At 59.2% G+C, this 26509-nt stretch carries 24 protein-coding genes and 2 pseudogenes; 13 read left to right on the top strand and 13 right to left on the bottom strand.

Annotation, left to right across the window (positions count from 1 at the left end):
* Window positions 1-203: 203 nt before the first annotated feature.
* From AC1RKH_RS14595 to AC1RKH_RS14605, 3 genes are read left to right on the top strand one after another with little or no spacing between them, the layout of a single operon-like run.
* Window positions 204-863 carry a paraquat-inducible protein A gene (locus tag AC1RKH_RS14595; RefSeq protein ID WP_493062827.1) on the top strand — a complete coding sequence of 220 codons (660 nt, stop codon included), beginning with the start codon at window positions 204-206 and terminating at the stop codon, window positions 861-863.
* The gene (locus tag AC1RKH_RS14600) at window positions 850-1473 is read left to right on the top strand and encodes a paraquat-inducible protein A (RefSeq protein ID WP_019693707.1); all 624 of its coding nucleotides are present in this window, start codon (window positions 850-852) and stop codon (window positions 1471-1473) included. The genes AC1RKH_RS14595 and AC1RKH_RS14600 overlap by 14 nt, the downstream gene beginning before the upstream one ends.
* Complete coding sequence (locus AC1RKH_RS14605; RefSeq protein ID WP_493062828.1) at window positions 1466-3769, top strand: PqiB family protein; 2304 nt, start codon at window positions 1466-1468, stop codon at window positions 3767-3769. Before AC1RKH_RS14600 ends, AC1RKH_RS14605 begins: the two co-directional genes overlap by 8 nt.
* A gap of 192 nt (window positions 3770-3961) precedes the next feature.
* On the opposite strand, the gene mksF is transcribed toward AC1RKH_RS14605, so the two are convergent.
* From mksF to mksB, 3 genes are read right to left on the bottom strand one after another with little or no spacing between them, the layout of a single operon-like run.
* Window positions 3962-6802, bottom strand: coding sequence for an Mks condensin complex protein MksF (gene mksF / locus AC1RKH_RS14610; RefSeq protein WP_493062829.1), 2841 nt, complete (start codon window positions 6800-6802; stop codon window positions 3962-3964).
* Entirely contained in the window at window positions 6799-7500 is a 702-nt protein-coding gene (mksE, locus tag AC1RKH_RS14615; protein ID WP_493062830.1) for an Mks condensin complex protein MksE, read from the bottom strand. The genes mksF and mksE overlap by 4 nt, the downstream gene beginning before the upstream one ends.
* Window positions 7490-8779 (bottom strand): Mks condensin complex protein MksB, encoded by a 1290-nt coding sequence (gene mksB / locus AC1RKH_RS14620; protein WP_185015318.1) that lies wholly within the window; start codon window positions 8777-8779, stop codon window positions 7490-7492. The genes mksE and mksB overlap by 11 nt, the downstream gene beginning before the upstream one ends.
* Window positions 8780-8996: 217 nt before the next feature.
* Between mksB and AC1RKH_RS14625 the strand changes: the two genes are divergently transcribed.
* Both AC1RKH_RS14625 and rimI read left to right on the top strand, forming a co-directional pair.
* Window positions 8997-9743, top strand: a complete 747-nt coding sequence (locus AC1RKH_RS14625; protein WP_493063019.1) for an energy transducer TonB — start codon at window positions 8997-8999, stop codon at window positions 9741-9743.
* On the top strand, window positions 9736-10188 hold the full coding sequence (gene rimI / locus AC1RKH_RS14630; protein WP_123424925.1) for a ribosomal protein S18-alanine N-acetyltransferase: 453 nt from the start codon (window positions 9736-9738) through the stop codon (window positions 10186-10188). Before AC1RKH_RS14625 ends, rimI begins: the two co-directional genes overlap by 8 nt.
* A 126-nt stretch (window positions 10189-10314) precedes the next feature.
* On the opposite strand, the gene AC1RKH_RS14635 is transcribed toward rimI, so the two are convergent.
* Entirely contained in the window at window positions 10315-10719 is a 405-nt protein-coding gene (locus AC1RKH_RS14635; protein WP_493062831.1) for a serine kinase/phosphatase, read from the bottom strand.
* Between the two features lie 152 nt (window positions 10720-10871).
* On the opposite strand from AC1RKH_RS14635, the gene can reads away from it, so the two are divergent.
* A complete protein-coding gene (can, locus tag AC1RKH_RS14640) occupies window positions 10872-11516 on the top strand; it encodes a carbonate dehydratase (protein WP_019693699.1) in 645 nt (214 codons plus the stop codon).
* A gap of 21 nt (window positions 11517-11537) precedes the next feature.
* Here can and AC1RKH_RS14645 read toward each other — a convergent pair whose 3' ends face one another.
* The 3 genes from AC1RKH_RS14645 to AC1RKH_RS14655 form a co-directional block, all read right to left on the bottom strand.
* Entirely contained in the window at window positions 11538-12059 is a 522-nt protein-coding gene (locus AC1RKH_RS14645; RefSeq protein WP_493062832.1) for a lysine methyltransferase, read from the bottom strand.
* 184 nt (window positions 12060-12243) lie between these two features.
* Window positions 12244-13410, bottom strand: coding sequence for a hypothetical protein (locus tag AC1RKH_RS14650; protein ID WP_493062833.1), 1167 nt, complete (start codon window positions 13408-13410; stop codon window positions 12244-12246).
* 112 nt (window positions 13411-13522) lie between these two features.
* Window positions 13523-15223 carry an acid phosphatase gene (locus AC1RKH_RS14655; protein WP_493062834.1) on the bottom strand — a complete coding sequence of 567 codons (1701 nt, stop codon included), beginning with the start codon at window positions 15221-15223 and terminating at the stop codon, window positions 13523-13525.
* Window positions 15224-15485: 262 nt separating this feature from the next.
* Here AC1RKH_RS14655 and AC1RKH_RS14660 point away from each other — a divergent pair, with 262 nt between their 5' ends.
* On the top strand, window positions 15486-15776 hold the full coding sequence (locus tag AC1RKH_RS14660) for a nucleotidyltransferase family protein (RefSeq protein WP_262115444.1): 291 nt from the start codon (window positions 15486-15488) through the stop codon (window positions 15774-15776).
* The gene (locus tag AC1RKH_RS14665; protein WP_493062835.1) at window positions 15773-16117 is read left to right on the top strand and encodes a HepT-like ribonuclease domain-containing protein; all 345 of its coding nucleotides are present in this window, start codon (window positions 15773-15775) and stop codon (window positions 16115-16117) included. Before AC1RKH_RS14660 ends, AC1RKH_RS14665 begins: the two co-directional genes overlap by 4 nt.
* A gap of 39 nt (window positions 16118-16156) precedes the next feature.
* Here the strand turns inward: AC1RKH_RS14665 and AC1RKH_RS14670 are convergent, their stop codons facing one another.
* Entirely contained in the window at window positions 16157-17575 is a 1419-nt protein-coding gene (locus AC1RKH_RS14670; RefSeq protein WP_493062836.1) for a short-chain fatty acid transporter, read from the bottom strand.
* Window positions 17576-17778: 203 nt separating this feature from the next.
* On the opposite strand from AC1RKH_RS14670, the gene AC1RKH_RS14675 reads away from it, so the two are divergent.
* The gene (locus AC1RKH_RS14675) at window positions 17779-19095 is read left to right on the top strand and encodes an MFS transporter (RefSeq protein ID WP_493062837.1); all 1317 of its coding nucleotides are present in this window, start codon (window positions 17779-17781) and stop codon (window positions 19093-19095) included.
* Window positions 19096-19101: 6 nt separating this feature from the next.
* Here AC1RKH_RS14675 and AC1RKH_RS14680 read toward each other — a convergent pair whose 3' ends face one another.
* Window positions 19102-19617: a RidA family protein gene (locus AC1RKH_RS14680; RefSeq protein ID WP_493062838.1), complete on the bottom strand. Its 516-nt coding sequence runs from the start codon at window positions 19615-19617 to the stop codon at window positions 19102-19104.
* 302 nt (window positions 19618-19919) lie between these two features.
* Between AC1RKH_RS14680 and AC1RKH_RS14685 the strand changes: the two are divergent.
* The 3 genes and pseudogenes from AC1RKH_RS14685 to AC1RKH_RS14695 form a co-directional block, all read left to right on the top strand.
* A pseudogene (locus tag AC1RKH_RS14685) lies at window positions 19920-20606 on the top strand (PAS domain-containing protein); the annotation flags it as partial.
* Between the two features lie 111 nt (window positions 20607-20717).
* Window positions 20718-21146: pseudogene (locus AC1RKH_RS14690) on the top strand (methyl-accepting chemotaxis protein); the annotation flags it as partial.
* A 117-nt stretch (window positions 21147-21263) separates the two neighbouring features.
* Window positions 21264-21845 (top strand): flavin reductase family protein, encoded by a 582-nt coding sequence (locus tag AC1RKH_RS14695; protein WP_493062839.1) that lies wholly within the window; start codon window positions 21264-21266, stop codon window positions 21843-21845.
* Window positions 21846-21851: 6 nt separating this feature from the next.
* On the opposite strand, the gene AC1RKH_RS14700 is transcribed toward AC1RKH_RS14695, so the two are convergent.
* The 3 genes from AC1RKH_RS14700 to AC1RKH_RS14710 all read right to left on the bottom strand — a co-directional run bounded on the left by AC1RKH_RS14700 (window position 21852) and on the right by AC1RKH_RS14710 (window position 23500).
* Complete coding sequence (locus AC1RKH_RS14700) at window positions 21852-22220, bottom strand: cupin domain-containing protein (protein ID WP_071553324.1); 369 nt, start codon at window positions 22218-22220, stop codon at window positions 21852-21854.
* Between the two features lie 76 nt (window positions 22221-22296).
* On the bottom strand, window positions 22297-23106 hold the full coding sequence (locus AC1RKH_RS14705; RefSeq protein ID WP_493062840.1) for an AraC family transcriptional regulator: 810 nt from the start codon (window positions 23104-23106) through the stop codon (window positions 22297-22299).
* 22 nt (window positions 23107-23128) lie between these two features.
* Window positions 23129-23500, bottom strand: a complete 372-nt coding sequence (locus AC1RKH_RS14710) for a helix-turn-helix domain-containing protein (RefSeq protein ID WP_123424939.1) — start codon at window positions 23498-23500, stop codon at window positions 23129-23131.
* A 233-nt stretch (window positions 23501-23733) separates the two neighbouring features.
* Between AC1RKH_RS14710 and AC1RKH_RS14715 the strand changes: the two genes are divergently transcribed.
* On the top strand, window positions 23734-24567 hold the full coding sequence (locus AC1RKH_RS14715) for an alpha/beta hydrolase (protein ID WP_493062841.1): 834 nt from the start codon (window positions 23734-23736) through the stop codon (window positions 24565-24567).
* Window positions 24568-24613: 46 nt separating this feature from the next.
* Here the strand turns inward: AC1RKH_RS14715 and ggt are convergent, their stop codons facing one another.
* On the bottom strand, window positions 24614-26458 hold the full coding sequence (gene ggt / locus AC1RKH_RS14720) for a gamma-glutamyltransferase (RefSeq protein WP_493062842.1): 1845 nt from the start codon (window positions 26456-26458) through the stop codon (window positions 24614-24616).
* Between the last annotated feature and the right edge of the window lie 51 nt (window positions 26459-26509).

Consider the following 26509-nt stretch of genomic DNA (forward strand, 5'->3'; position numbering starts at 1 on the left):
ATCGCCGATGGTAGTGTGGGGTTTCCCCATGTGAGAGTAGGTCATCGTCAAGATTAAATTCCGAAACCCCTATCTGCATATGCAGGTAGGGGTTTTGTTTTGCCTGCGAGAAAGTTTCATTTCAGGATTGAAACAAAAATGCGCAGTTATTTTTCGGTCAGAACACTAAAATAGAGCCCTTATTTTCAGAACCTGAGCCCTTTATGCCAGATCCGGTTGACGCCCCAGGGCTGTCAGATTTACCGCTGGACGACTTGGTGGCGTGTCATGAATGCGACTTGCTGATGCGCAAGCCGCAACTCGCTCATGGTGAGAAAGCCCTATGTCCGCGCTGTGGTTATGAGCTCTACGCTCACCGGCACAATGTCGTGGAGCGTAGCCTCGCACTAGTGATCGCCGCACTGCTGTTGTACGTGCCCGCGAACTTTTTACCCATCATGCAGCTCCGTCTACTCGGACAGTCGTCGCACGACACTGTCTGGAGTGGCGTCGTTGGTCTGTTCGACACTGGAATGCAAGGCGTAGCAGTGGTGGTGTTCCTGTGCAGCATGGGGATCCCCCTGCTCAAGTTGCTCTGTCAGTTGCTGGTATTGCTGAGCGTTCGTTTTGATGTTGGACGCAGCTATGGCTTGCTGCTCTATCGCATTTATCACCATCTACGCGATTGGGGAATGCTCGAGGTCTATTTGATGGGCGTGCTGGTGGCTATCGTCAAACTGGCTGACCTTGCCTCGATAACGGTTGGCTTGGGCTTGGTGTGCTTTATCAGTTTGCTATTGGTCCAGGTCTGGCTAGAGGTGGTGATGTCACCTCATCAAATCTGGCAGGCGTTGTCAGGAGAGGATGTTCATGCGGGCGATTGATGCAGGCATTCTGATTTGTATCGAATGCCATGAGCTGAACAAGCAGGAACCGGACACCGACGAGCAGACATGCACCCGCTGTGGAGCACTGGTTCATGCACGGCGTCCCAATAGTCTGATGCGTACATGGGCATTGCTGATTACTGCGGCGATTCTCTATATACCCGCCAATGTGTTGCCGATCATGACCGTCAGCACATTAGGACAGGGTGAAGGAGATACCATCATGTCCGGCGTGATCACCCTGGTTCAGCACGGGATGTTTCCGATTGCTGCTGTAGTGTTTGTCGCCAGTATTCTGGTTCCGACCTTCAAATTGGTGGGTATCGCTTTGCTGCTGTTTTCGGTGCAGCGCCGTCAGCCGTTGTCCGCACGACAACGCATCGTGATGTATCGGTTTATCGAGTTCATTGGCCGATGGTCAATGCTGGATATTTTCGTGATCGCCATTCTGGTGGCGGTGGTGAACTTTGGTCGGCTTGCCAGTATCGAAGCGAATCTCGGTGCGGTGGCCTTCGCCAGCGTGGTGATTTTGACAATGCTTGCTGCAGTAACTTTCGATCCCCGACTGATTTGGGATAACACGGAGTCGGACGACGACCATGACTGATTTACCTAAAGCGAAAACTCGACCGGCTTCGAACTGGTCGGCCATTTGGGTTTTGCCTTTGATCGCCTTGATGATTGGCGGATGGCTAGGCTGGCGTGCCTACAATGAGACCGGTATTGAGGTTCAGGTTCGCTTTGAAAGTGGCGAAGGTATTCAGGCCAATAAGACCGAGGTTGTCTACAAAGGTATGCCGGTCGGCAAGGTAAAAAGCCTGACGCTGGATGACGAGGGGAAAACCCGCGGGGTTATCGCCACCATCGAGATGAACAAGGATGTCGAGCAATACCTCAAGATCAGTACGCGCTTCTGGCTGGTGAAGCCGAGCGTCACCCTGGCCGGGATTACTGGTCTGGAAACGCTGGTCTCCGGAAACTATGTGGCAATCAGTCCGGGTGAAGGTGAGCCAAGCCGCAAGTTCACCGCCTTGACCAAAGAGCCACCGCTGTCTGACTTCAAACCAGGCTTGCACTTGACCATCAAGGCTGATCGTCTGGGCTCCTTGAACCGTGGCAGTCCGGTGTTCTATAAGCAGATTCAGGTCGGTCAGGTGAAAAGTTATCAGCTGTCTGAAGACCAGAACACTGTCGAGATCAAAGTCTTCATCGAACCCACTTACGCCAACCTGGTGCGCAAACATACGCGTTTCTGGAATGCCAGCGGGATCAGCATTGACGCCAACCTGTCAGGGGTGAAAGTGCGCAGCGAGTCGCTGGCCAGTATCGTCGCGGGCGGTATCGCCTTCGCCACACCGGACAACCGCAAAGACAGCCCACCCACCGACCCGAGCTTGCCGTTTCGTCTCTACGAAGACTTCGATGCTGCTCAGGCCGGCATTCGCGTCAAAGTGAAACTCAGCGACTTCGAAGGCCTGCAGGCCGGCCGCACGCCCGTGATGTACAAAGGCATTCAGGTTGGTAATCTGAAAGCACTCAAGATCGACCCGGACCTGTCCAGTGCAACGGCCGAGCTGACCCTTGATCCACTGGCCGAGGATTATCTGGTCACCGGGACTCAGTTCTGGGTGGTCAAACCGTCGATCTCGCTGGCGGGGATCACCGGGTTGGAAGCTTTGGTAAAAGGTAACTACATCGCCGTGCGCCCTGGCGACAAGGGTGGCGCGCCGCAGCGCGAATTCGAAGCCCGGCCGAAGGCGCCGCCTCTGGATCTGCGCTCCCCAGGTCTGCACCTGGTGCTGTTCACTGAAAACCTCGGTTCGCTGGAGGTCGGTAGCCCGATTCTCTACAAACAGGTCAAAGTCGGTTCGGTGCAGAGCTATCAGTTCTCGCGGACCAAAAAGCAGTTGGTCATCGGTGTGCACATCGAGAAAGAGTACGAAGGACTGGTCAACGCCTCGACGCGGTTCTGGAATGCCAGCGGGATTACCCTGACCGGCGGCCTCACGGGCGGGATTCAGGTCAAAAGCGAATCCCTGCAAAGCCTGATGGCCGGCGGTATTGCGTTCGAAACACCGCAAGCCACGGCGCCGTTGCAGAAGCGGATTCCACGTTTCCGGCTGTTCGCCAACCATGAAGAGGCGAGCCAGAAGGGCGCCGTGGTCACGATCAAGGTTGATCGTGCGGATGGTTTGCGCAACGGCACGCCGATTCGCTTCAAAGGTCTGGACGTCGGCAAGGTAGAAAACGTCGACCTCAGTGATGACCTGCAATCGGTGCTGCTCACTGCACGCATCACCGAAGTGCCGGAGCGCATTGCCCGAGTTGGCAGCCAGTTCTGGGTGGTCAAGCCGGAGCTGGGCCTGATCAAAACGTCCAACCTGGAAACCCTGGTTACCGGGCAATACATTGAGGTTCAGCCCGCTGCGAAAAACCTTGGGCCACAGAAGAACTTCGTAGCGCTGGCCAATCCTCCGGAGTCCGCCAAGGAAGAGGCCGGGTTGAGTCTGGTGTTGAGCGCGGCTCGCCGTGGTTCGCTGAAAACCGGAGTGCCGGTGACTTATCGTGAAATCACCGTCGGCAAGGTGACCGGCTATGAACTGGGTCAAACTGCGGATCGCGTGTTGGTCCATATCCTGATCGAGCCGAAGTACGCGCCGTTGGTACGCAGTGGAACGCGCTTTTGGAACACCAGCGGCTTTGGCCTGGACTTTGGTCTGTTCAAAGGCGCAACGGTGCGGACCGAGTCGCTGGAGACGCTGATTCAGGGCGGTATTGCATTCGCCACACCGGAAGGTGACCGTATGGGTAGCCCTGCACGACCTGAGCAAACGTTCCCGCTGTTTGATAAGTTCGAGGACGAGTGGCTGGTCTGGGCTCCGAAGATATCCCTCGGCAAGTAGTCTTTTGGCGTCTGAACTGTCGTCATCGCGAGCAAGCTCGCTCCCACACTGGATGCACCCGATACCGACCTAATGTGGGAGCGAGCTTGCTCGCGATGGGGTCCTCAAAGTCGCCAAGAAAAGCTAACGAATGCACACAAAAAAGGCCGCGATCCAATGGATCGCGGCCTTTTTCATTTCCAGCGGTTAACGTCAGACCGCATCCAACTCCGGCTCGTCCGCTTCAATCTTGACCGCCGCTTTCACCTCGTCATGCCGGCGAATGTACTTCCAGTCCGCCTCGTCGATGTAGATACCATGCGGCCCGCTGCCACCTTCCAGGTCGATGGCAACACTGGCGCAGACCTGCGGCTTCACACTGGCGAGGATCGGCACAAAACCCAGCTGCAAGCTGGTTTCGAGCAAGGCTGCCTGGTTCTTCTCGTCGATGTCCGCCGCCTCGTCGAGGTAGTACGGCAAGCGCACACGCCCGGCTTGATCACGGTCCATCAAGTGCAGCAACAAGTACATGTTGGTCAGCGCCTTGATGGTCATGGTGGTGCCGTTGGACGCGGCGCCATCGATGTCGGTGTGAATCACCGGCTGACCGTTGACCTTGGTGATTTCGAACGCCAGCTCGAACAGATCCTTCAGGCCGAGCTGGTTGTGGTTTGCCGCCACCAGCCGCGCCAGGTATTCCTTGGCTTCTTCGTTCTTGTTGTCCTGATCGGCGCTTTGGCTCAGGTCGAACACCGACAGGGTTTCGCCTTCCTCATACTGACCCGCGCTGTGGATGATCTGGTCGATATGCTTGAGGGCTTCCTTGTTCGGCGCCAGGACGATGCGGAAGCTTTGCAGGTTGGAGACCTGGCGCTTGTTGATCTCGCGGTTGAACAGCGCCAGTTGGTGTTCAAGGCTGTCGTAGTCGCTGCGAATGTTGCGCAGGGTCCGGGCGATGTCGGTCACCGCTGCACGGCGGGCCTTGCCGAGAGTCAGGGCTTCGTCGGTGCGGTGCGCGTAAGCGTTGATCAGCAATTGCAGACGACGTTCGACATCGTCTTCGCTGTCGAACTTGGCCACGCCCTTGAGGCGAACCTGTGCGTAAAGCGCTTCGATCTGCCCGTCGACCCGCAGCAAACCTTGCCAGCTGTCCTGATAGTCATTGAGTAGCGGCAGCAGGTTGTCCATGGAATCGTCGATCGGGTCCATGAACGGCGTACCGAACGGCAGGTCTGCGGGCAACAGCTGACGGCGGCGCAGGGCGTCGTCGAGGGTGCGTTGCTTGGCTTCCATGTCGCCGATCTGCCGGCCGACCAGTTGCAGCTTGGCCGACAGTTGCTGGACGCGTTCGGTGAAGGCGTCGCTGGAACGCTTCAACTCGTCCTGCGCGGCTTCCATCTGCGCCAGTTGCTCCAGTTTGTCGCCTTCTTCGGCGCTCAGGGTTTGCGAGCGACGGAAGTCTTCCAGGGCTTTTTGCGCATCCAGCACTTGCTGGTACAGCGCTTCGGTCTGGGTTTTGCTGGCCGCGCGGTCCGCCGCGACGGCGGCTTGAGTTTTCAGTTGCTTGAGTTCTTTGTCCAGACGCTCTTTCTGATCGCGCAGCGCGGCGCGGTCGGCCAGGGCTTGCAAGGCTGGCGGTTCAATGTGCGACAGGTCGATGGACAGACCCGGCGCTTCGAAACGCTCGCCTTTGAAACTGTCGAGGATCAGCTCCATGGATTTAACCCACTGGCCGTCTTCGTCCAGGGCAATGCCATGCTCGCCCAGCGGCAAGCTGAACAGCGCACTGTTGAACAGGCGCATCAGGCGTTCGACGTCCTGTTGCGAGAACTCTTCACGCAAGCGGGCGTAGCTGTTGTTGTCGGCGTGATCGAGTTGTTGCTTGACCGACTTCAGGCGCTTTTCGAGATCCCGCAGACGCTCTTCGAGGTCTTCGGCGCTGAACTGACGGGACTGTGCCAGCGCGCCGGCCAGTTCATCGTGCGCGTCCTTGGCGGCGAGCAGTTGCTGCTCAAGCACCTTGACGTCATCGACCAGGGCGAAGCGATGCTTGAGCACCGACAACTCGCCAAGCCAGCGCTGAATGCCGGTGATTTCTCGCTCCAGGCGCATCAGCTCTTGAGTGCCACCGCGCTGATCGTTTTGCAGCGCGTCCTGCTCGTTGCGGTAGTGCTCGGCCTGAATCGTCAGCTCTTCCTTGCGCGCACTGGCGTAGTCCGACCAGGTGCCGAGCAGCGAGTCGAGCAGCGGCGAAATGCGGTGCAACTTGCCGCGCAGAATGTTGCGCTGGGTAACGCCGGCAGCAAGCGCTTCGACCAACGGACCGGCGGTGACCAGCGAGTTGTAGTCCTGCTCCATGCGGCGTACGTCGCGGAAGGCTTCTTCGCACGCGGCGATGTAATCGACGCTGCCGGAACGCAGGCTGTGTTCGAAGGCATCGAGGAACAGCTGCTTGAGCTTGGCGGCAGTGATTTCGCGCATGTGCAGCAGGTTGATGAACAACGCGCGGAAGGTTTTCAGGCTCTGCTCGCTGGTGGAGCGCAGCGGAATAAGTGTCAGGTCCAACGGGACTGACGTGTGGCCACCCACCAGCAGGCGACGCAGTTCATCAGGCTTGAGCTCGTAGGCTTTAAGGCCCTCGCGCTCAAGGTTGGTGAACAGCTCTTTCTGACGCAGGCAGGTGTCATTTTTCTGGTAATGGGCCAGATCCAGCTTGCCGGCGTAGGCGAAGAACTGGTGACCGAAACCACCGCCCGGGCCGCGTCCGACCACGCCAATCACGTGGGGACCGTGGGGCAGGGCGACTTCGACCAGGATGTAGCTGGTGTCCGTGGCGAAATAGAAACGCCGCGATTGTTCCAGGCTGTATTTGCCGAAGCTCATGTCTGACATGCGTGCCAGGATCGGGAACTGCAAGGCGTTGATCGAGGCGGATTTACCGAGGTTGTTTGCACCGTAGACCGACAGTGGCTCTTCCAGCGGGAACAAGCCGAGGCTGTAACCCGCAGTGTTCAAAAGGGCAAAGCGGCGAATGCCGTAACGTTCCTTGCTCATGCGTCGAGCTCCTGTTCTTCGGCAATGGCGCGGGCCAAGGCGTCTTCTTCGCTGTCTTCTTCGAAGTCAGTGAGATCCAGCGGGTCATCGGTTTGCAGCAGCTTTTCGTCGCTGTCGTCATCGATCAGCACCGGCGCCGGCAATGGCAGCACGCTGTGCAGACTGGCGGCCAGGTCACGGTCTTGCTGGACCGACAGGCAAACATCGAGGAAACGGTGCATCGGCGGCAGGAAACGGTAGATGCCGTTCTCTTCGCCAGCGAAACCGAGTTGAGTCATGCGGCGCATGATTTTTTCTTCCAGCTCTTCTTGGGTTTGTACTTCGGCCTGAATGAACAGGTCGCGGTATTTTTCCAGTAACGAAGGCAGTTCATCGCGACCGAGGCTGCCACCATCGAGCACGGCGATAGGATCGCGGCCCTGGTCAGCCAGATGCTCGACGAGGATGAAGGTGAACAATGCCAAACGTTGGGCGGTCTTGTTCACCGCCGCAGCGGCGAGGTCCGGCACAAAGTAGTAGAAGCCGCGAGTGTCGCAGACCAGTTCAAACCCCAGAGCCTTGAACAGCGTGCGGTACTGGTCCTGAAAGTTCGACAGCTGCGCGTACAGTTCTGGATCGCGACGGCTGACGTGGTAGCCCTTGAACAGCTCGCGAAAGATCGGCGCCAGTTGAGACAGTTCGGATAGATCAAGTTGCATGGGAAGTACTTGCATAGAGGGTGCTCGCAGAATCCTCGGCGGTGTCGCGGGCCGAGAGCAGGGCGAAGGAGCGCAGGCTGACCTGGTGCTCGTGAGTGTGGTAATCGCGGCGTTCCAGACGCTCGCGCTTGAAGCGTTTTTCCCGTGACAGGCGGGAGAACCAGTACAGCAACTCGTCAGTTGCGCCGTCCGGTTCCTGCTCCAGCAGCCAGGTCATCAAGTCCGGCATCGGCAGCGCGTCTTCGCAGCGTTCGAGCATTTCTCGAACGGTGCGCGGTGCACGCGGGGCTTCGCCTTTTTGCGTCTTGTGGGCCTTGGGGAAACGCGCCGGTTTTGGTTCGAAACGCGCCAGTGCATAAACGTAGGCTTCGACCTGACTAGCACTGCCAAGGAAGGTGCTTTGCGGGCGGGTGAACATCGGCATCGCCGCTTGTGGCACCGCGTCGATGCCCTTGCGGCGGATCATCGACAGCGCCAGCGCCGCGCCACGGGTCACGGCGTTGTGCCGGCGGGCTTCTTCACGCAGCGGCAGCAACAGCTCGCGAGCGTGACGCAAGGTCAGCTGGGCGCTGGTCTGCATTTCGAGGATGCGCGCATGGGTGCGCAACAGCATGTCGTCGTCGACCAGGTGTCCGAGACGCTGTTGTTCGCTGAGCATGCGCAGCAGCACGTTTTCAACCTTGCGCACGCCTTGCTCGAAGGCACCGTCGGCGTTGACCAACTGAATCATCGGCTCGACGTATTCGTCCCAGGTTGCCAGCACTTCGGCATAACGCTGACGCAACGGGATCTGCCGGTCGCTGGTCTTGGCCCGCTCGGCGACGGCCACTAGGGCCTGTTCGTCGTTGGCGAGCTTCTTCAGGACATCGCGCACGCGCATGTCGAGCAAACGCAGTTGGCGCGCCAGATCATTGCCGTCACGGATGTCAAAGGCGTCCTGAATGTAACCGGCCAGCCGCTCCAGATGGCGCAGGTAGGCTTCGATTTCCAGGCACAGGCCCAGGCGGTGCTCACGGCGCAGATAGGCGAGGAAGTCGTGAATCTGCGCGTTCAGTTCAAAACGGTTCGGGCTTTTGGCCACCGGAACCAGAATGTCGAGGCGGATCCACACGTCCAGCAGGCTGGTGATGTCCTGTGGCGTGCTGTCCAGTTGCTGGGCGGCCAGCTGCGAACGCAGTTCGTTGAGGCTCAGAGTGCCTTGGTCGAAGTGCTCGCACAAAGGCTCCAGAAGTGCCCAGTGTTCGGCGAGGGCGCGCAAGACGCGCTTGGGTTCGATCATTGGAATGGCCGGCTGGTTGGCGATTAAAAGCAGCGATTGTACTGCATCACGTGCGATGGGAATCACTCTCGAGGGATCGGCGGGACGGACAGTCGCTTTTCTATCGATCAACTGCGGGCGATCTTGAGCGAAGGGCGGTAGAATCCCTGCACTTCAGTTATCCACAAGTGGCCGACCTTTGCTTATCGAGTCCCGTCGCCGCGCCTATTTGACCGCCATGCAGGTGGTCAACTGGCTGCCGCGCACCGAATTGCCCTTTGCCGCGCCGTCGCGGCCCGAGCTGCTGGAAGCGCCAGAGCCGTTGGTCGAGACGCCGATTGCGCCCGCTCAGGTCGCGAAAGTTGCCGCAGAGCCTGTGGCCAGGCCGGCCGAGCGGGTCAAGGTCGAAGTGCCGCGTCCAACGCCTTCGGTCGCGCGTCCGGCGAGCAAGCCGGCAGAAGACGTCGAAGACGCACCGGTCGTGACCAAGGCACCGCAAGTACCGCCGCCGCGTTTTGCCCTGCAATTGCTGCGTGCCGGCCGCTGCCTGCTGCTGGTGGAGTTACCCACAGGCGGTGCGTTCCAGACTCGCGATCCGGCCTACTTGCTGCTCAAGGACATGTTGCGCGCCGCTGGTCTGCCGGACAGCCCGCAAATTGTTGGCGAACCGGTTCGTTGGCCGCTGCTGGCGCGTGGAACCATGGATCAGGGCCCGGAAGCCGCTCGCGATTTCGTTCAAGGCTTCCTTTCGGCTCGCCTGGAAGATGCGCCTTGCGTGTGCCTGTGGTTGATCGGCCTGCCGGCGGTACGCTTTGCCGGTGAGGCGAACGCCGAATCTTACAATCGCGAACTTCAGGTCGAAGGCCTGGGTTCGGTCTGGGCGCTGCCTGGCCTGGAATTATTAATGGAAGAGCCACAGCGTAAGGCTGATGTCTGGCAAGCCATGCGTCGGCTGATGGCGCGCTGGAAAGAATCAAATGAGTGACGCTGTATCGTTCCGCCCAATGACCGAAGCGGATCTGGACGCTGTACTGAAAATCGAATACGCAGCGTTCAGTCATCCCTGGACCCGTGGGATTTTTCTCGATGGTCTGGGCAAGTACCAGATCTGGCTGATGTTCGAAGGTCAGCAACAGGTTGGCCATGGCGTGGTGCAGATCATCCTCGATGAGGCGCATCTGCTGAACATCACGGTCAAACCGGAAAATCAGGGGCGCGGCCTGGGTTTGGCGCTGCTTGAGCATCTGATGTCGATTGCCTACAAGGCGCAGGCCCGGGAGTGTTTTCTGGAAGTGCGCGACAGCAATCAGGCGGCGTTCCGTCTGTATGAGCGTTATGGTTTCAATGAAGTCGGTCGCCGTCGTGATTACTATCCGGCGGTAGGCGGGCGTGAAGATGCAGTCGTCATGGCCTGCACGTTGGTGGATTGAGCCTTAAAAGCATCGCGAGCAGGCTCGCTCCCACAGTGGAACTGTTTAGTACACAAATTCTGTGACTGACATAAACCCTGTGGGAGCGAGCCTGCTCGCGATGGCGTCCTATGAGGCGCTAAAGGATTACCGATTGCCATCAACCGGATCGCGCTCCGCCATTTCAGCCTCATCCAGCCCGTTGCCGCCGCCGATCTCGTCCTCATCGACAATGCTCAAGTCCCAATCAGCTTGTTCGCCTTCTCCGGCCTCATGGGCGTCACGGGCGCCATCTTCACGGATCAGGTTTCCGGGGCTCATGTCGTCATCGGTGGATTCGTCATCATCGGCCGAGTCCCCGGTCATACTCGTTTCACGTATGCGCTCTGTGGGCATTCGTTGCTCACGCTCGTGCTCGCGAGTCAGGCCGCCGATTGTTTCGCTGGGTTCTTCCTCATCGAAATCCAGTTCGCGTATCGAGCCCATGCGGTCTTCGTTGTCGTCGATAGGCTCGGGTTGTACCGCGCCGTAAGGACGTCGTGAATCAGTCATGGAAAATCCTCATAATGTGGGGCCTTATAGGGTGGACAGGCGTTACCCTTAAAGATTCCAAGGCATTTTACGTTCGGCTACCTGCAACACCGGCGTGACCCAGACGGACGGTTGTCTGTCAAAGCAACGCACCATTCTTGAGGCTTCAGAGCATGAACGAATTACAAGATCTGATTGATAACAACGAGCGCTGGGCCGACGCGATCACCAAAGAAGATCCTGACTTCTTCGCCAAGCTGGCTCGCCAACAGACGCCGGAGTACCTGTGGATCGGTTGTTCCGACGCGCGCGTACCGGCCAACGAAATCGTCGGCATGCTGCCCGGCGACCTGTTCGTGCACCGTAACGTTGCCAACGTGGTGCTGCACACCGACCTTAACTGCCTGTCGGTGATTCAGTACGCGGTGGACGTGCTTAAGGTCAAACATATCCTGGTCACCGGCCACTACGGTTGCGGCGGCGTGCGCGCCTCGATGCAGGACCGTCAGTTGGGCCTGATCGACGGCTGGTTGCGCTCGATTCGTGATCTTTATTACGAACACCGCGAAGAGCTTGGTCAATTGCCGACTGAAGAAGAACGGGTCGACCGTCTCTGCGAACTCAACGTGATCCAGCAAGTGGCCAACGTCGGCCACACGAGCATTGTGCAAAATGCCTGGCATCGCGGGCAGAGCCTGTCGATCCACGGTTGCATCTACGGCATCAAGGACGGTCGCTGGAAAAGCCTGAACGCGACCATCAGCGGTTTCGAGCAACTGCCGCCGCAATACCGTTTGCGCCCGGTCGGTGCCTTGTAAACAGTAGCGAGCCTTTGTTTATCAGAGGCTATGTCGATGCGATTGTTGCAAGAACTTCTGGCCTTCGGCGCTTGGTGGATCATCGTAGCCGGTGATCCAGCCACGGCAGTCGGGCGAGCCGCACTGACAGGCGAACTGACGCATCAGTTTCTCTTCGGTGCTGGCGTAGTCCATGCACAGCACACTGCCGGGTGCGATGTCCTTCAGTGCCCATAGCCACAGTTCGCTCATGTCGAGAAAGACGTTCGGGTCGCAGGAGTGCAGCAGCAGCCCGGAAAAAAACGGGTCGTAGACGTGGACCCCCGGTATCAATTGCAGGGTATGCAGATGGCGCGTATGGGTCAGTAGCCCGGACACCCGGCAGATTCGGCTGATGCGCAGGTAATTGCGTTGTGCCGTGATTGCTGTGCCGCGCCCATCATCAGTCTGGATAACCGTGAAGTCCGTCCTGGAAGGGTAGCCCTGGTGAGTGTTGAGCTCTTCGTACGGGTAAATGCACTCGTGGGGCTGTGGACGTGCCTTGTCCTGGGCCTGGGGCTTCATAACGATCCTTGTCTGATAGGCGCTGCGACCTCCGGAGGCTGGCGATCCTGTCAGCCCTGCAGCACGTGTGGGTACACATCAAGAGTCTCGCAAATGAAACAGAGGGTCTACTGTCAGAACTGACAGGGGATAGAGGCTGCTTGCTGCGTCAGTGAATGCTTACGCAGCAAGCAGGTACGCAGGATTACAGGTGAGTCGCAGCCAGCGCGGGTGCAGGCACCTTCAACTGGTCCAGTTGGGGTTTGATGTCCGGGGTCGAGCACTTGGCCGTAGCTTGCTCGGGCGTCAGGTTGCGGATCGAGGTGTAGAACAGCTCGCAGGTTTTCTCTTTCTGGGCTACTTGCCAGGTTTGCGTGCAGGTGTTGAGTTGTGCGCTCGGGTCACTGCCGGGTTTGCTGCCCATACCCGCTTGCCAGCAAGCCGCACTCAAGTCCTGGCCCATCACCTTCAAGCCCACTGCGTCGGCCTTGGCCTGATCGTCGTTATAGTTCGCCGGGTCGGCCGCATACCAGATGTAACTTGGGTGGTTAGAACCCAGCACCGGCACCTTCACGCCCGGGGTCGGGATGATTTGTGCCAGACCTAACACGGCCACGGTCTGCCCATACTGCTCCTTGACCCAGTTACGCACCGGTGCACCGAACGCGACCATCGGCAAGGTCACGCCGCTGGCGGTCTGGCTGAATTGCTTGACCAGGGTGGTCTGGTAGTCCTTGAAGTAGCCGTAGACGCCTTCAAGGTCCTTGCCGGCGGTGGATGGGGCGGCAATCGGTGCGATATCGATGATGGTCTGGTAGGCCGGCGTTTGTTCGGCGGCGATGCCGTTGGCGGTCAGCAGCGTGGCCCAGCGGTCGGTGGTCTTCGACTCCAGGTAATCCTGGGCCTGGGTCAGCGAATAGTCCGGAGGGAAGTGCAGCAGCTCGACGCTTTTGCGGTTTTCCAACGCCATGCCCAAGGGCAGGAACAGGTACCAGCTGTACGCCCACTTGCCGTCGGCATTCAGTTTGTTGGCGCCGGCGTGGGCCAAATCCCCTGCATCGAGCAATGCAGTCAGCGGTTTTGCGTAGTCCTTTGGCACGCCGCTGATATCAGCGTAGAGCTGATTATTATCGGTTTTTACCCGAACTTTTGCCGTGGTGTAGCCATCCCGTTGAACGCTTTGGGTCAGGTAGTGCTCGACCGTTTGCTCCAGCGTCCAGTTGCGATAGCAAATCACGTTGCAGTTGTTGGGGTAGGCGAACAGCTGCGTTACCCGTTCGGTACTGCCCAGTTTCAGGTCGGTATCGGCGTGGGCGGTGGCGCCCAGGGTAAGGGCGGCGAGGGTGAGGCTCAATCCTGCGAGTTTGAACATGCTCAGATCCTTTTCAGCGTGGGGCCTCGGAAGCGAGGGCGGTTACATACTGAAACCACTTGCGTCGATAGGTCTAGTACCCACGCGAAAAGATCGCAAGACAGAAAAGCAATCAGCCGGGAAAATGCAACGCATTGCTCAAATCGCCCATGGGCTTCTGACCCCGGGCAATCATTGCACCGTCCCGCTGCTTGATCCCGTCGAGCGTTTCAAGCTGGAACACCCGGGTGATCAACCGCAGGATCGACGCGGTGTCGTACACCGTGTGATCCACCGTGCCTTTGCGGGCGAACGGCGACACCACAAGCGCCGGCACCCGAGTGCCCGGCCCCCAGCGATCGCCTTGCGGCGGCGCAACGTGATCCCACCAGCCGCCGTTTTCGTCGACGGTGACCACCACCACCATGTTTTTCCATTGTGGGCTTTCGCGCAGCACTTTCAGGGCGCGGACGATATGCCGGTCACCGGACGCCACGTCGGCGTAACCGGCGTGCATGTTCAGGTTGCCCTGGGGTTTGTAGAAACTCACTGCCGGCAATTTCCCGGCTTCGGCATCGGCAAAAAACCGGTTACCGCTCGATTCGTCACCTAAACCGCCGTCGCGCAGGCGCTTGCTGCGTTCGGCCGGGTTTTCCGGGCCCAGTTGCTTGAAATAGTTGAACGGCTGATGGTGATACTGGAAGTTGGGGATCTTCGGAATACCGCCCGAATCCTTGAACTGCTCCAGCGTCGCCTGCCAGGCGCCGGCGTACCAGGCCCAGTCGATGTTCTTTTTCGACAGCTTGTCGCCGATGTGTTCGTGGGTTTGCGGCACCAGCACGCTGGGCAGATCGGCTTTGGCGTATTCCGGGCGTTCCGGGTCGCGGATCCAGGTCGGCCAATAGGGCGGGGCCATCGTGTTGACCGCGTAGCCGTCCGGAGTCAGGGCACTGGGGCCGAATTGCGGTGGACCGGTCATGGCGCTGGCCGGGGATTTCTCCAACGGCTTGAGACGCGTATCGAGCGGGTCCTCGCTTTGCAGGGAAGCAATTTGCGCCTTCGCCACCGAGTTGACGGCATCCGGGTAAAACGGCACGGCGGCACTGATCAGGTATTGATGGTTGAGAAACGATCCACCAAACGTACCCTGGAAGAAGTTATCGCAGAGCACGAACTCCTGGGCGACGTCCCACAGGCGCAGGGAATAACGGCTTTGGGCGTAATGCCCCATGGTCAAACCGCCCGAGTCGGCCCAGGCGACAAAGCGGTCATTCTTGCCGCCGTTGATCTGCATCTGGTTCTGATAGAACACATGCCAAAGATCCCGCGTCACCAGGCCAAACGGCAAGTCTTCGCCATTCGGGCCCTTGAGGGCGAAGGGGGCGTTGGGCAAGTGTTCCTGGAATTGGGTTTCGTTCGGATAGGTCACGCCATCGAGGGTTTGTGGACCGATCTGCAGTACGCCACCCCAGGCCGGGGGCAAGGTTTCCAGCAGGCTGCCGTCACGGTCGCGCTGCTGATAGTCCTCAGGTTTGAGTGCTGACAACGGTTTTTCAAGGCCGGGGAAATTGCCGAACAGGTTATTGAAGCTGCGGTTCTCGGCGTAGATCACCACCACGGTTTTCACCTGATCGTGCAACACCTTGTCCAGCTCGGCAGGCGACAGCGGCCGCTCATCCGGCTTACCCGGTGTGTCGCCATTGTTGCCGCACGCACTCAGTGTCGCGCCGACACCCAGGACTGCAACGCCACCCAGAAAGCGCCGACGGCTGGTGTCGGTGGGGCTGTCGTCTGCTGGATGTGGTGCATCGTTGCCGGTTTTGTCGTCGTTCATCCTGACTCCTGGATCCTTGAGGCATCAATAGTTACAAAGTATTTCGTGCGGACGGTAACAACCGAATATGACGAAAATGCTACAGAGCGGTTTGCTTATAGAGCGGGGCAAAAATACTGGGGGGCTCAGCAATTGCTTGAGGTTTTCAAGGTGCTCGACGGCCGCATGAGCGCGAAATATTTCACGACTAGGAATGTTAGCGTTAAGTCTTTGTCAGCGCGCTAGACTGGCACCCTATAGCTTTGAATCGAGAGGGTACTGCATGAAACCGTCAGCCGCTCTGGATCTGAAACGCGCCGCCGTACGTGAAGTGGTGGGGCGTTTTCATACCGCCAACCCACGCGTTTTCGGTTCAGTGCTACGCGGCACTGACGAGGACGGCAGTGACCTGGACCTATTGGTGGATGCACTACCGGGTGCAACGCTGTTTGATCTTGGTGGTTTGCAGGTCGAACTGGAGGATTTGCTCGGAGTTTCCGTTGATCTGCTGACACCTGGAGATCTACCGGTAAAGTTTCGTGAGCAGGTGTTGGCTCAGGCGCTTCCCGTATGAACGAGAATCGCCTCGACGATTACCTCGACCATATGCGTCAGGCCGCTGGCGATGCACTGATCTTTGTCGAAGGCCTGAGTAAAGAGGAGTTCTTCGACGACAAGCGCACTCAGCAAGCCGTCATCATGAGCCTCATCATCATTGGTGAGGCCGCCACCAAAATCATGGATAGTTACGCCGAATTCACCGCGACACAACCCCAAGTGCCATGGCGCAGCATGCGAGGCATGCGCAACCGAATCGCCCACGGCTACTTTGATATCAACCTTGAGGTAGTGTGGGACACGGTTCAGGCAGCGTTGCCGGAGCTGTTGAAGTGTCTGCCAGACGTATCCGCCTGACCGCACCTGCCCGTTTGTGGCAGGCGCGGTTACGATCAGTTACGGCATCACTGGCGCCACATACGCCAGCGTCGTCCCCAGCGCCCACAGCAGAAACAGCACCAGCGGTGTGTGCACCAGCAGTTGCACGAACGAAAACCCGATCAGGTCCCGCGCCTTCAAGCCGAGTACGCCGAGCAGCGGCAGCATGTAGAACGGGTTGATCAGGTTGGGCAGGGCTTCGGCGGCGTTGTAGATCTGTACGGCCCAGCCCAGGTGGTATTTAAGGTCGTTGGCGACTTGCATCACGTACGGCGCTTCGATGATCCATTTCCCGCCGCCGGACGGAATGAAAAAGCCGAGGATCGCCGAGTACACGCCCATCAGCAGGGCGTAGGTGTCGTGGGAGGCGATGCTGACGAAGAAGGTCGAGATGTGATGCGCCAGGGTCTGGCCGTCGGCGCCTTTGACCACGGTCATCAACGCGGCGATGGAGCCGTATAGCGGGAACTGGATCATCACGCCCGTGGTGGTCGGCACCGCACGGGCCACGGCGTCGAGGAAGCTGCGTGGGCGCCAGTGCAGCAGCGCGCCGAGCATCAGGAACAGGAAGTTGTAGGTGTTCAGGCCAGAGATCGCGCTGATCGCAGGTTTGGTCGAAAACTCATGAAACAACCATCCGGCCGCCAGTAACACCAGCAGAATGGTCAATATCGGACTGTATTCCAGCCATTCGCCAGGGCGAGTACGCGGCTGTGGCGCGGGCATGCTGAAGCTTGGGTCGATGCCGCAAGCCTTGGCGTCACGGGCTGAATTCGGGCCGGGGGCGGTGGCGTAGGCGATGATCAGCGAGACCACGATCAGTGCCAGCAACAGCACGCCGGACTGCCAGAGGAAAATCGTTTGGGTGAACGGGATGACGCCAGTGATCGACAGGATCGAGGGCGGCAAACTGGCCGGGTTGGCCTGCAATTGCGCCGCCGACGAAGACAGCCCCAGCGCCCAGACTGCGCCGAGCCCCAAGTAAGCGGCGGCACCGGCGGCGCGGTAGTCCATGTGCAAGTCGGCACGACGCGCCAGTGCTCGCACCAGCAAGCCGCCGAACACCAGCGACAGCCCCCAGTTGAGCAACGACGCAACCATGGAAATCAGTGCGACCCAGGCCACGGCTGAGCGCCCGTTTTTCGGGATGCGCGCCAGGCGGTCGATCAGTTTCACCGCGGGTGGCGAGCTGGCGACCACGTAGCCGCCGATCACCACGAAGGCCATTTGCATGGTGAACGGGATCAAGCTCCAGAAACCATCTCCGAAAGCCATCGCGGCATCGGTGGGTTTGGCGCCCATGATCATGGTGGCCACGGCAACGATGATGACAGCGAGCGCGGCAAACACCCAGGAGTCGGGAAACCAGCGTTCGGCAAAGTTTGAGCAGTGCAGGGCAAAGCGGGCGGAGCGGCTATCTTCGATTGCAGCGGCCACGGGAGTACCTCGGATTTTTATGTTTATTGTGATGCGACAGGGCCGCACAGGCCCTTGCCGGTCAGACATAAACAGTAAATCAATCAAGATGTTTTTGCGGTGCTGTTTTGCACACTTGGGACTATGGTCTAACGGGTTGTTCGAACGCGTTTTTGCGTAGACCATGGGCGCCGTGTTTTTTTTGCCTATTTCAGAGCATTTTTATGACTGCCATCCTTGATGCACGACCGGCGCCGTTCTCCCGGTCTGACTACAAGACCCTGGGTCTGGCAGCGCTCGGCGGGGCACTGGAAATCTACGACTTCATCATCTTCGTATTTTTCGCCCTGACCCTCAGCCAGCTGTTCTTTCCACCGGAAATGCCCGAGTGGCTGCGTCTGCTGCAAAGTTTCGGGATCTTTGTCACCGGCTACCTGGCGCGTCCGCTGGGTGGGATTCTGATGGCGCACTTCGCTGACCGGCTGGGGCGCAAGAAGGTCTTCAGTCTGAGCATCCTGATGATGGCGCTGCCGTGCCTGCTGATCGGGATCATGCCGACCTACGCCCAGATCGGCTATTTCGCACCGTTGCTGTTATTGCTCCTGCGAGTGCTACAAGGCGCAGCGGTAGGCGGTGAAGTGCCAAGCGCCTGGGTGTTTGTCGCCGAGCACGCACCGGCCGGGCACCGAGGTTATGCCTTGGGCTTCCTGCAAGCTGGGCTGACCTTTGGTTATCTGATCGGTGCGTTAACGGCGACCTTGCTGGCGCAGGTTTTCACTCCGACGGAAATCCTCGATTTCGCCTGGCGCTACCCGTTTCTGTTAGGTGGAGTGTTCGGGGTGATTGGCGTCTGGTTGCGCCGTTGGCTGAATGAAACCCCGGTGTTCATGGCCATGCAGGCGAGTCGCGAACGGCACGTCGAACTGCCGCTGCGCACGGTGTTGCGTGAACATCGGCTGGCGATGCTGCCGGCGGTGATCCTCACCTGCGTGTTGACCTCGGCGGTGGTGACCTTTGTCGTTATCACGCCGACCACGATGCAGAAAACCTTCGGCATGACCGCCAGCCATACCTTCGCCCTGAGCAGCCTGGGCATCGTGTTTTTGAACCTCGGTTGCGTGATCGCCGGGTTGATCGTCGACCGTATTGGCGCCTGGCGTACGGTGATGCTCTATAGCCTGCTGCTGCCGCTGGGGATTGGCGTGCTTTATACCAGCCTGATTGGCGGTGCACAGTGGATTGGCGTGGCCTATGCCATTGCCGGTCTGAGTTGCGGGGTGGTTGGTGCGGTGCCGTCGGTGATGGTCAACCTGTTCCCGGCGCGGATTCGCGTCTCGGGGATTTCGTTCACGTACAACATTGCCTACGCCATTTGGGCCAGTATCACGCCGTTGTTGCTGATCGGCCTGATGCCGTGGAGTCCATGGATTTGCGTGATGTTCTGCGCGGTGATGGGCATGGTCGGGATCGGCTGCGCGTTGTACTTTGGTTCGCGCCTGTCGCAGGTCGGCCAGGGGGCTGGCGCGACCTGTTTCCCCTGAGATATTTCAATCGCAAGGGTCGTCTTCGCCACCCGGTGCGGGCTCAGGGGTGAGCGCGACGATCATGTCGACTTCCACCGAGGCGTTTTTCGGTAACTGATACACGCCCACCGAGGTCCGTGTGTGCACGCCGGCCTCGGCAAAAATCCGGTAAAGCACTTCTGACGCGCCGTCGGCAACTTCACTTTGTTGCGTGAAGTCGGCGGCGCTTTGCACGTAGACGTTAATGCGCAAGATCTTCTTGATGCGTTCGAGGTCGCCGAGCAGCTGGGTGAGGATCGCCAATGCGCGCATCGTGCAGATCTGCGCGGCATGCCGGCCTTGCTCCAGGGAAACCTCGGCACCGACACGCCCAACCACCATCACCGTATTGTCGATGCGCGGGATCTGTCCGCTGATGTACACCTCATCACCGTTTTGCACGGCTGGCACGTAGTTGCCGCCAATGCGCATTTCACCGTCGAAGCGGTGTCCCAACTGCTGGGCGATGTCATCGAATAGCGCTTTGCGTGACTGATCCATGCGTCGATTCTCCTGTGGGTGGCGGTGGTGCAGGGCCGACTATAGCGCGTTGAATACCCTTCAAAACACCGGTATTGAGGCGTCGCGATGTGAATAGTGGCCAGGTGCCAAGTATTTTTGTAGGACAACCGCGAAACGCTCTTCAGAAATGTTTCGTAATGCCGATGGTTAGGCTGAAGGACGCTCTCAACCCTGCCCATCGGTGCATCGCCATGTTCAACAAACGCTTGAAGCAGGAGCTGTCAGCTCTTCGCGAGGAACTCTCCAGCCTTCAACAAGTGAAGGAAAGTCTCGAAAGCGAGATGCTCGTGCTCACCCTGGACCATGACGGACGGGTGCAATCGATTAACCCGAATTTCGCCCAGGAAATGCTCTACAAGGGTAATGACCTGATTGGCCGACACATTGAAGATATCGTTCCGGCCCACGTCAAAGCCGATGAGTTTCACCTGCGCTTCAAGAATGCTCTGACCCGTGGCGAGCACTTCGCGGGTGCCGTGCGCTTGCTCAGAGGCAATGGTGAAGAGGCGTGGTTGCGCTCTATCGCTCAGCCGATTCGTAGTTCGGATGGCCAGATCAAACACTTTTCGATTTACTCCAGCGACCTGACCCGCACCATTGAAGCCTCTCGTGAGCACGAGAACCTGATCGGCGCGCTGATTCGCTCGACGGCAGTCATCGAGTTCGACCTCAACGGTAATGTGCTGACGGCCAACGAGCGGTTCTTGAACGGTATGGGTTACAGCCTGGCGCAGATCAAGGGCAAACATCACCGCACATTCTGTGATCCTGAGGAGTACAACAGCTCTGCGTATCAGGACTTCTGGCGGCGCTTGAACGCTGGTGAGTTCGTGGCTGACCGCTTCAAACGTGTCGACAGCCACGGCCGGGTGGTCTGGCTCGAGGCATCCTATAACCCGGTGCTCGATGCCAACGAAAAACTCTACAAAGTGGTCAAGTTCGCCACGGTGATCACCGATCAGGTCAATCAGGAGCAAGCGGTCTCTGAAGCGGCAAACATCGCCTACAGCACCTCGTTGCAGACTGACAGCTGTGCGCAACGCGGCACCACCGTGGTCACTCAGGCGGTGGACGTGATGCGTGAACTGGCCAAGCACATGCAGCAGGCCGGCGAAGGGATTGAGGCGCTGAACGAACAGTCGCTGGTGATCGGCACCATCGTCAAAACCATCAGCGGCATTGCCGAACAGACCAACTTGCTGGCGCTGAACGCCGCCATCGAAGCGGCCCGTGCCGGTGAGCAGGGCCGAGGTTTTGCGGTGGTGGCGGACGAGGTTCGACAACTGGCTTCGCGAACCAGCAAAGCTACCGACGAAATCGTCGGTGTGGTGCGTCAGAACCAGGACATGGCGCGCGATGCCGTGGTGTTGATGACCGACGGCAAACTCCAGGCCGAACAAGGTCTGGCATTGGCCGCCGAGGCGGGCACGGTGATCGTCGAGATCCAGGACGGTGCGCAGAAAGTGGTCAACGCGGTCGGGCAGTTCGCCAATCAGCTGTCGACCTAAGCGCGGCTTGAACGAGCCTGCCCTCGCGTTGAGGTGCAGGCTGCTGTTCAGTTTGGTTCTGCACTACGTCCGAGGCGATACCGCTACAATTCGCTCTTTTCTCAGGAGCAGACATCCATGAGCGTTTCCCATCGCCGTCCGGTTCCCCTGTCCAAAGCCTACCGTCTGCTCAATCATGGGCCGACCGTGCTGGTCAGTGCGGCCCACGACGGCAAGCGCAATATCATGGCGGCGGCCTGGGCCATGCCGCTGGATTTCGAACCGCCGAAAATCGCCGTGGTGCTCGACAAGTCGACCTGGACTCGCCAATTGCTCGAAGCGTCGGGCAGTTTCGTACTGAACGTTCCCTGCGCGGCTCAGGCCGATATCGTACAAACCGTCGGCTCGACGTCCGGCCTTGAGCGGGATAAATTCCAGGCCTATGGACTGCAAACATTTGCTGGTGAACTGCTCGATGCGCCGATGCTCGAAGGGTGCGTGGCCTGGCTGGAATGTCGGCTACTGCCCGAGCCGCACAATCATCAGCAGTACGACCTGTTCCTGGCTGAAGTGATTGCCGCCCAGGCGGACGAGCGCGTATTCAGCGATGGACGCTGGCACTTTGAAGGACACGATGCATTGCGCACGCTGCACCATGTTGCCGGTGGGCACTTCCTGAAAATTGGCGATCCGGTGGCCGGCAAAAACCTCGACGATTGAGCCTCCTCAGACCCACAGATCATTCAGCGCCGTACGCTCGCCACCTTCGCTTCCGGTATTGAGCACGCCCTTGGGTTCGATCAGCAGCAGTTTGACCTCCTGTTCGGCAAACGGCTTGTGCTCGATGCCCTTGGGTACCACGTACATTTCGCCTTGGGACACCAGCACCTGGCCATCGCGAAAATCAATGCGCAATTGGCCTTCGAGGACGATAAAAGTCTCGTCAGTGTCCTGATGATCGTGCCAGATGAAATCCCCCAGCAGCTTCACCACCTTGAACTGGTAGTCATTCATTTCGGCGATGACCCGCGGCGACCAGTGCTCGTTGATCTGCGCAAGCTTGTTGGCAAAACTCAGGCTTTGATACGGCTGCATGGCACGGCTCCCATTGGTGATTGTGAGCCCACGGTAGCCTGCGCGACCCCGCACTTCTTGCACGATTGTGCGTGGCTTACGGGCGGCGCATTTTCAGCCAGCGGGCGGGTGACAAACCGTAGGTTTTGCCAAATTGCCGGGTCATGTGGCTTTGATCGCTGAATCCTGCGATCAGCGCGGCGTTGGTCAGGGACTCACCCTGAATCAGCAACGAGCGCACCAGGTCCAGGCGGCGCATGGTCAAGTAACGATAGGGGCTGGTGCCGAACAGCAGGCGAAAATCTCGCGACAGACTCCAGCGATCGCGCCCGCTGTGCTCGGCCAGTTGATCCAGGGTCACCGTTTGGTCGAGGGCGCTGTGCATGAACTCGCGAGCGCGCTCCGCTGCCAGATAATCAAAGCTCTGGCGATGGTTTTTTGCTCCTGATACCGCGCTCATGGCGTGCGCCAGATCAAACAATGCGTCCTGTTGCTCCAGTGGATCGAGAGGGCGATCAATACTCTGCAGCAGGACCTCAGTCGCAGCGAACAAGCGTGGATCCGTCGAAATACCGGTCGTGATGAAGGGCAGCGGCTGGCCGCCGAGTATCTGCTGGATCAGCGCAGGCTCTACGTAGAGCATCCGGTATTTGAAGCCGTCCTCGGTACCGGCCTCGCCATCGTGGACTTCGTCGGGGTGCAGCACCATGGTCCCGCCCGGCAGGCTATGCCGCCAGCTGCCGCGATACTGAAAACTTTGCACACCAGACAGCGTGCGACCAATAGCGTAGGTGTCGTGACGGTGAAGGTCGTAACCATGGCCGGAGAAAAACGCCTCGATACGCTCCAGCCCGTCCGAATCGGGGGCTCGCTGGAACCAGTCGGTGAGGATTTTCTGCTTGCCCATGGGGAGCCTCGTGGCCGAATGCTTAAATGCCTCTGACTGGCTTGATCAGGCTCTGCGCCGGAATCCCGAACAACTCATGGAGTTTCCAGATCATGGGTAGCGTCAACGCCCGTTTGCCGTTGAGTACTTCATACACTCTGTTTGTCCGGCCAATGGCTGGTGCCAGGTCAGCAGCAGATAAGCCCGATTGTTCCATGCGAAATTTGATCGCATCTATCGGGTTGGGAAGGTCAACCGGGAACTGCTTCGCTTCGTAGGCCTGAATGAGGGTAATCATGACGTCGAAGTAGTCACCTTCAGGTGTGCCCGGTTCTGGTTCGTTGTCGAATAGTACAGATACTTCCTTGAGGGCTGCACGGTAGTCCTGTTCGGTATGAATCGGACGAATATTCATGAGTTATTCCACTCCAACGCTGTCGGTACCCAATCATAGCGACCGTTGTTCGAGCCCTTGGCTGTATCGGATGCCAATATCATTGCAGGATGTGGCTGTTCACTCGTGAGTTTCGCAGAGTGATTGGACTGCCGGGTAACAGCACGAATTGACTGCCATTTACGACTACAATCGCGCGCTCGGTGGCAGCAGGCGCGGGTGTCTGTCCTGGCCGAACGTGTCGGAGGGAGCAGATGAAGCGCAAACCAGGTGTCTTGACGATTGCGTTGTTGCTCGGCGCTTTGCTGGGTGGTTGCCAGTCGCCCAGGCAGTCTCTGGAAGCGCTGGCGGCAGAGCAGGGTCAGCAGGTGGAAGTCATTGCCACTCACGCTTATCCGCTGATGCTGAGTACTCCGTTGAAGCGTTCCGATTCCAGCCGGATTCGTCTTTACCTGGAAGGTGACGGACATGCCTGGGCGACTGCCTCCCGGCCAAGCCTCGACCCCAGTCCACAGCAGTTGCTGATGGCCGGGATGGCGTTCAGTGATCCGACGCCGAGTCTTTACCTGGCGCGTCCTTGTCAGTTCGTCAGCGCGCCTGGGTGCGTGCCGGCATTGTGGACCGAGCGACGCTTTTCTCCCGAGGTGGTGGACAGTGTCGATCAGGCTTTGGATCAGGTCAAAAGCCGCTACGGCAACCAGGACTTTGAGCTGATCGGTTATTCCGGCGGTGCCGCGTTGGCCTTGCTGTTGGCGGCTCGCCGTGACGATATTGCTCAGGTGCAAACCCTGGCCGGCAATCTCAGCCCCAGGTTGTGGACCGAACGGTTGCACCTCAGCCCGCTCAAGGGCTCGCTGGAGCCTTTGGATAACCCCGCGCGTCTGGCTCATGTACGGCAACGGCATTTGGTCGGGGCTGACGATCCCATCGTCCCGCCGGCCCTGCTCGACAGTTATCGTCGAGCACTGGGGCAGGCTGATTGCCTTGAAGTGGTGGTCTTGCCGGGCGTGTCCCATGCCGAGGGGCTGGACAAGGCGTGGGCCGACTGGCGGGATCGGCCGATCCAGTGCGCTGGCGCCAGACAATAAAAAAGGGCTTGCCTCGCGGTAAGCCCTTGTTCATTTCCAGTTCCGATCAATCCCCCAGCGCTTCTCCTTCACGCCGTGGATCGGCACCACCGGCCAATGAGGCTTTGCCCTGCGCATCCCGCACCCGCACGATGGCCTGGGTGCCGCTGGTCATGTCGATTTCGTTGACCGCGTGCCCTTTGTCCTTGAGGGCCTGGATCAGCGCCGGGCTGAACTGGCCTTGTTCCAGTTCGGTCGGGCCATTGCGGCTACCGAAGTTGGGCAGGCTGATGGCGGCTTGCGGGTCGAGGTTCCAGTCGAGCATGCCGATCACCGATTTGGCGACGTACTCGATAATTTGCGAACCGCCGGGCGAGCCGACCGTCGCGACCAGTTCGCCGCTCTGACGATCGAAGATCAGCGTCGGTGCCATGGATGAGCGCGGGCGTTTGCCGGGTTCGACACGGTTGGCCACCAGTTGGCCGTTTTCTTCGGGAATGAACGAGAAGTCGGTCATCTGATTGTTGAGCATGAAGCCCTGCACCATCAGGTGCGAGCCGAAGGCGGCTTCTACGGTGGTGGTCATCGACACGGCACCGCCCTGATCGTCGACCGCGACCACTTGCGAGGTGGAGATCCGCAGGGGCGATCGGTCAGGGGCGTAGGCCACTTGAATGCCTGGGGGGGTGCCGGGTTTGGCGCTGCCCATGCTGCGATCGCTGATCAACGTTGCGCGGCTGGCCAGGTAGGCGGGGGAGACCAGACCTGCGACCGGGACGGGTACGAAGTCTGAGTCGGCGACGTACTGCGCGCGGTCGGCGTATGCCAGGCGCTCGGCCTCGGCGATCAGGTGCACGGCTTCAGGCGCAGGTTCGATACCTGCCGGTTTGTTGCTCTTGAGTGGTTTCAGTCGTGCCAGAGCGAAGCGACTGTCGTCGCTTTCGAGTACCTGCAAGGTGCCGAGGATCTGCGCAATAGCGATCCCGCCCGATGATGGCGGTGGCATGCCGCACACTTGCCAGCGCTTGTAGTCGGTGCACAGCGGAGCACGCTCTTTGGCGCTGTAGCCTTTGAGGTCGTTCAACGACAGGCTGCCGGGGTTGGCATTGCCCTGAACCTTGGCGACGATCTCCTGCGCAATCGGACCTTGATAGAGCGCACTCGGTCCTTCTGCGGCAATACGTTTGAGGACCTTGGCCAGTGCCGGGTTTTTCAGCAGCGTGCCTACGGCTTTCGGGCTGCCATCGGCATTCAGGAAGTACGCAGCCATGTCCGGCGAGCGCGGCAGGAACGGATCGGAGGTGATCATCGTGTGCAGACGCGGCGAGATCGCAAAGCCCTTTTCCGCCAAGGCAATGGCCGGTTCGAACAACTTCGCCCATGGCAGGCGGCCGTGCTTGCGATGGGCCAGTTCCAGTGCGCGCAACACGCCCGGTGTGGCAACCGACCGACCACCAATCTGCGCATCGGTGAATGGCATAGGTTTACCGTCGGCTTGCAGGAAGAGCTTTTCAGTCGCACCGGCGGGGGCGGTTTCACGGCCGTCGTAGGTGCGCACCGCCTTGCCGTCCCAAAGCACGATCAACGCGCCGCCACCGATCCCTGAGGATTGCGGTTCAACCAGCGTCAACACAGCTTGCATGGCGATGGCGGCGTCGATCGCCGAACCGCCCTGACGCAGCATCTCCCGTCCCGCAGAGGCTGCCAGTGGGTTGGCGGCTGCGGCCATGTGTTTGGAGGCGTATTGGGTATGCAGGTCGGTGCGATATCCCGAGGCGATTTCCGGGGCTACCGGCAAAGCGCTGACGGACGGCGAAGAGGGCGGAGTGTTGCAGGCAGCGAGGGTCAGCGCGCTGGCTATCAGCGACAGGGCAGTCAGGCGGTAGCGATTCAAATGGAAGGCTGGGAACACGTGGGGCACTCCGTCCGTGGGATAAAAGATCAGCGGACTGTATCGGCCGCA

The sequence above is a fragment of the Pseudomonas sp. GW822-FHT06B12 genome (assembly GCF_058799675.1).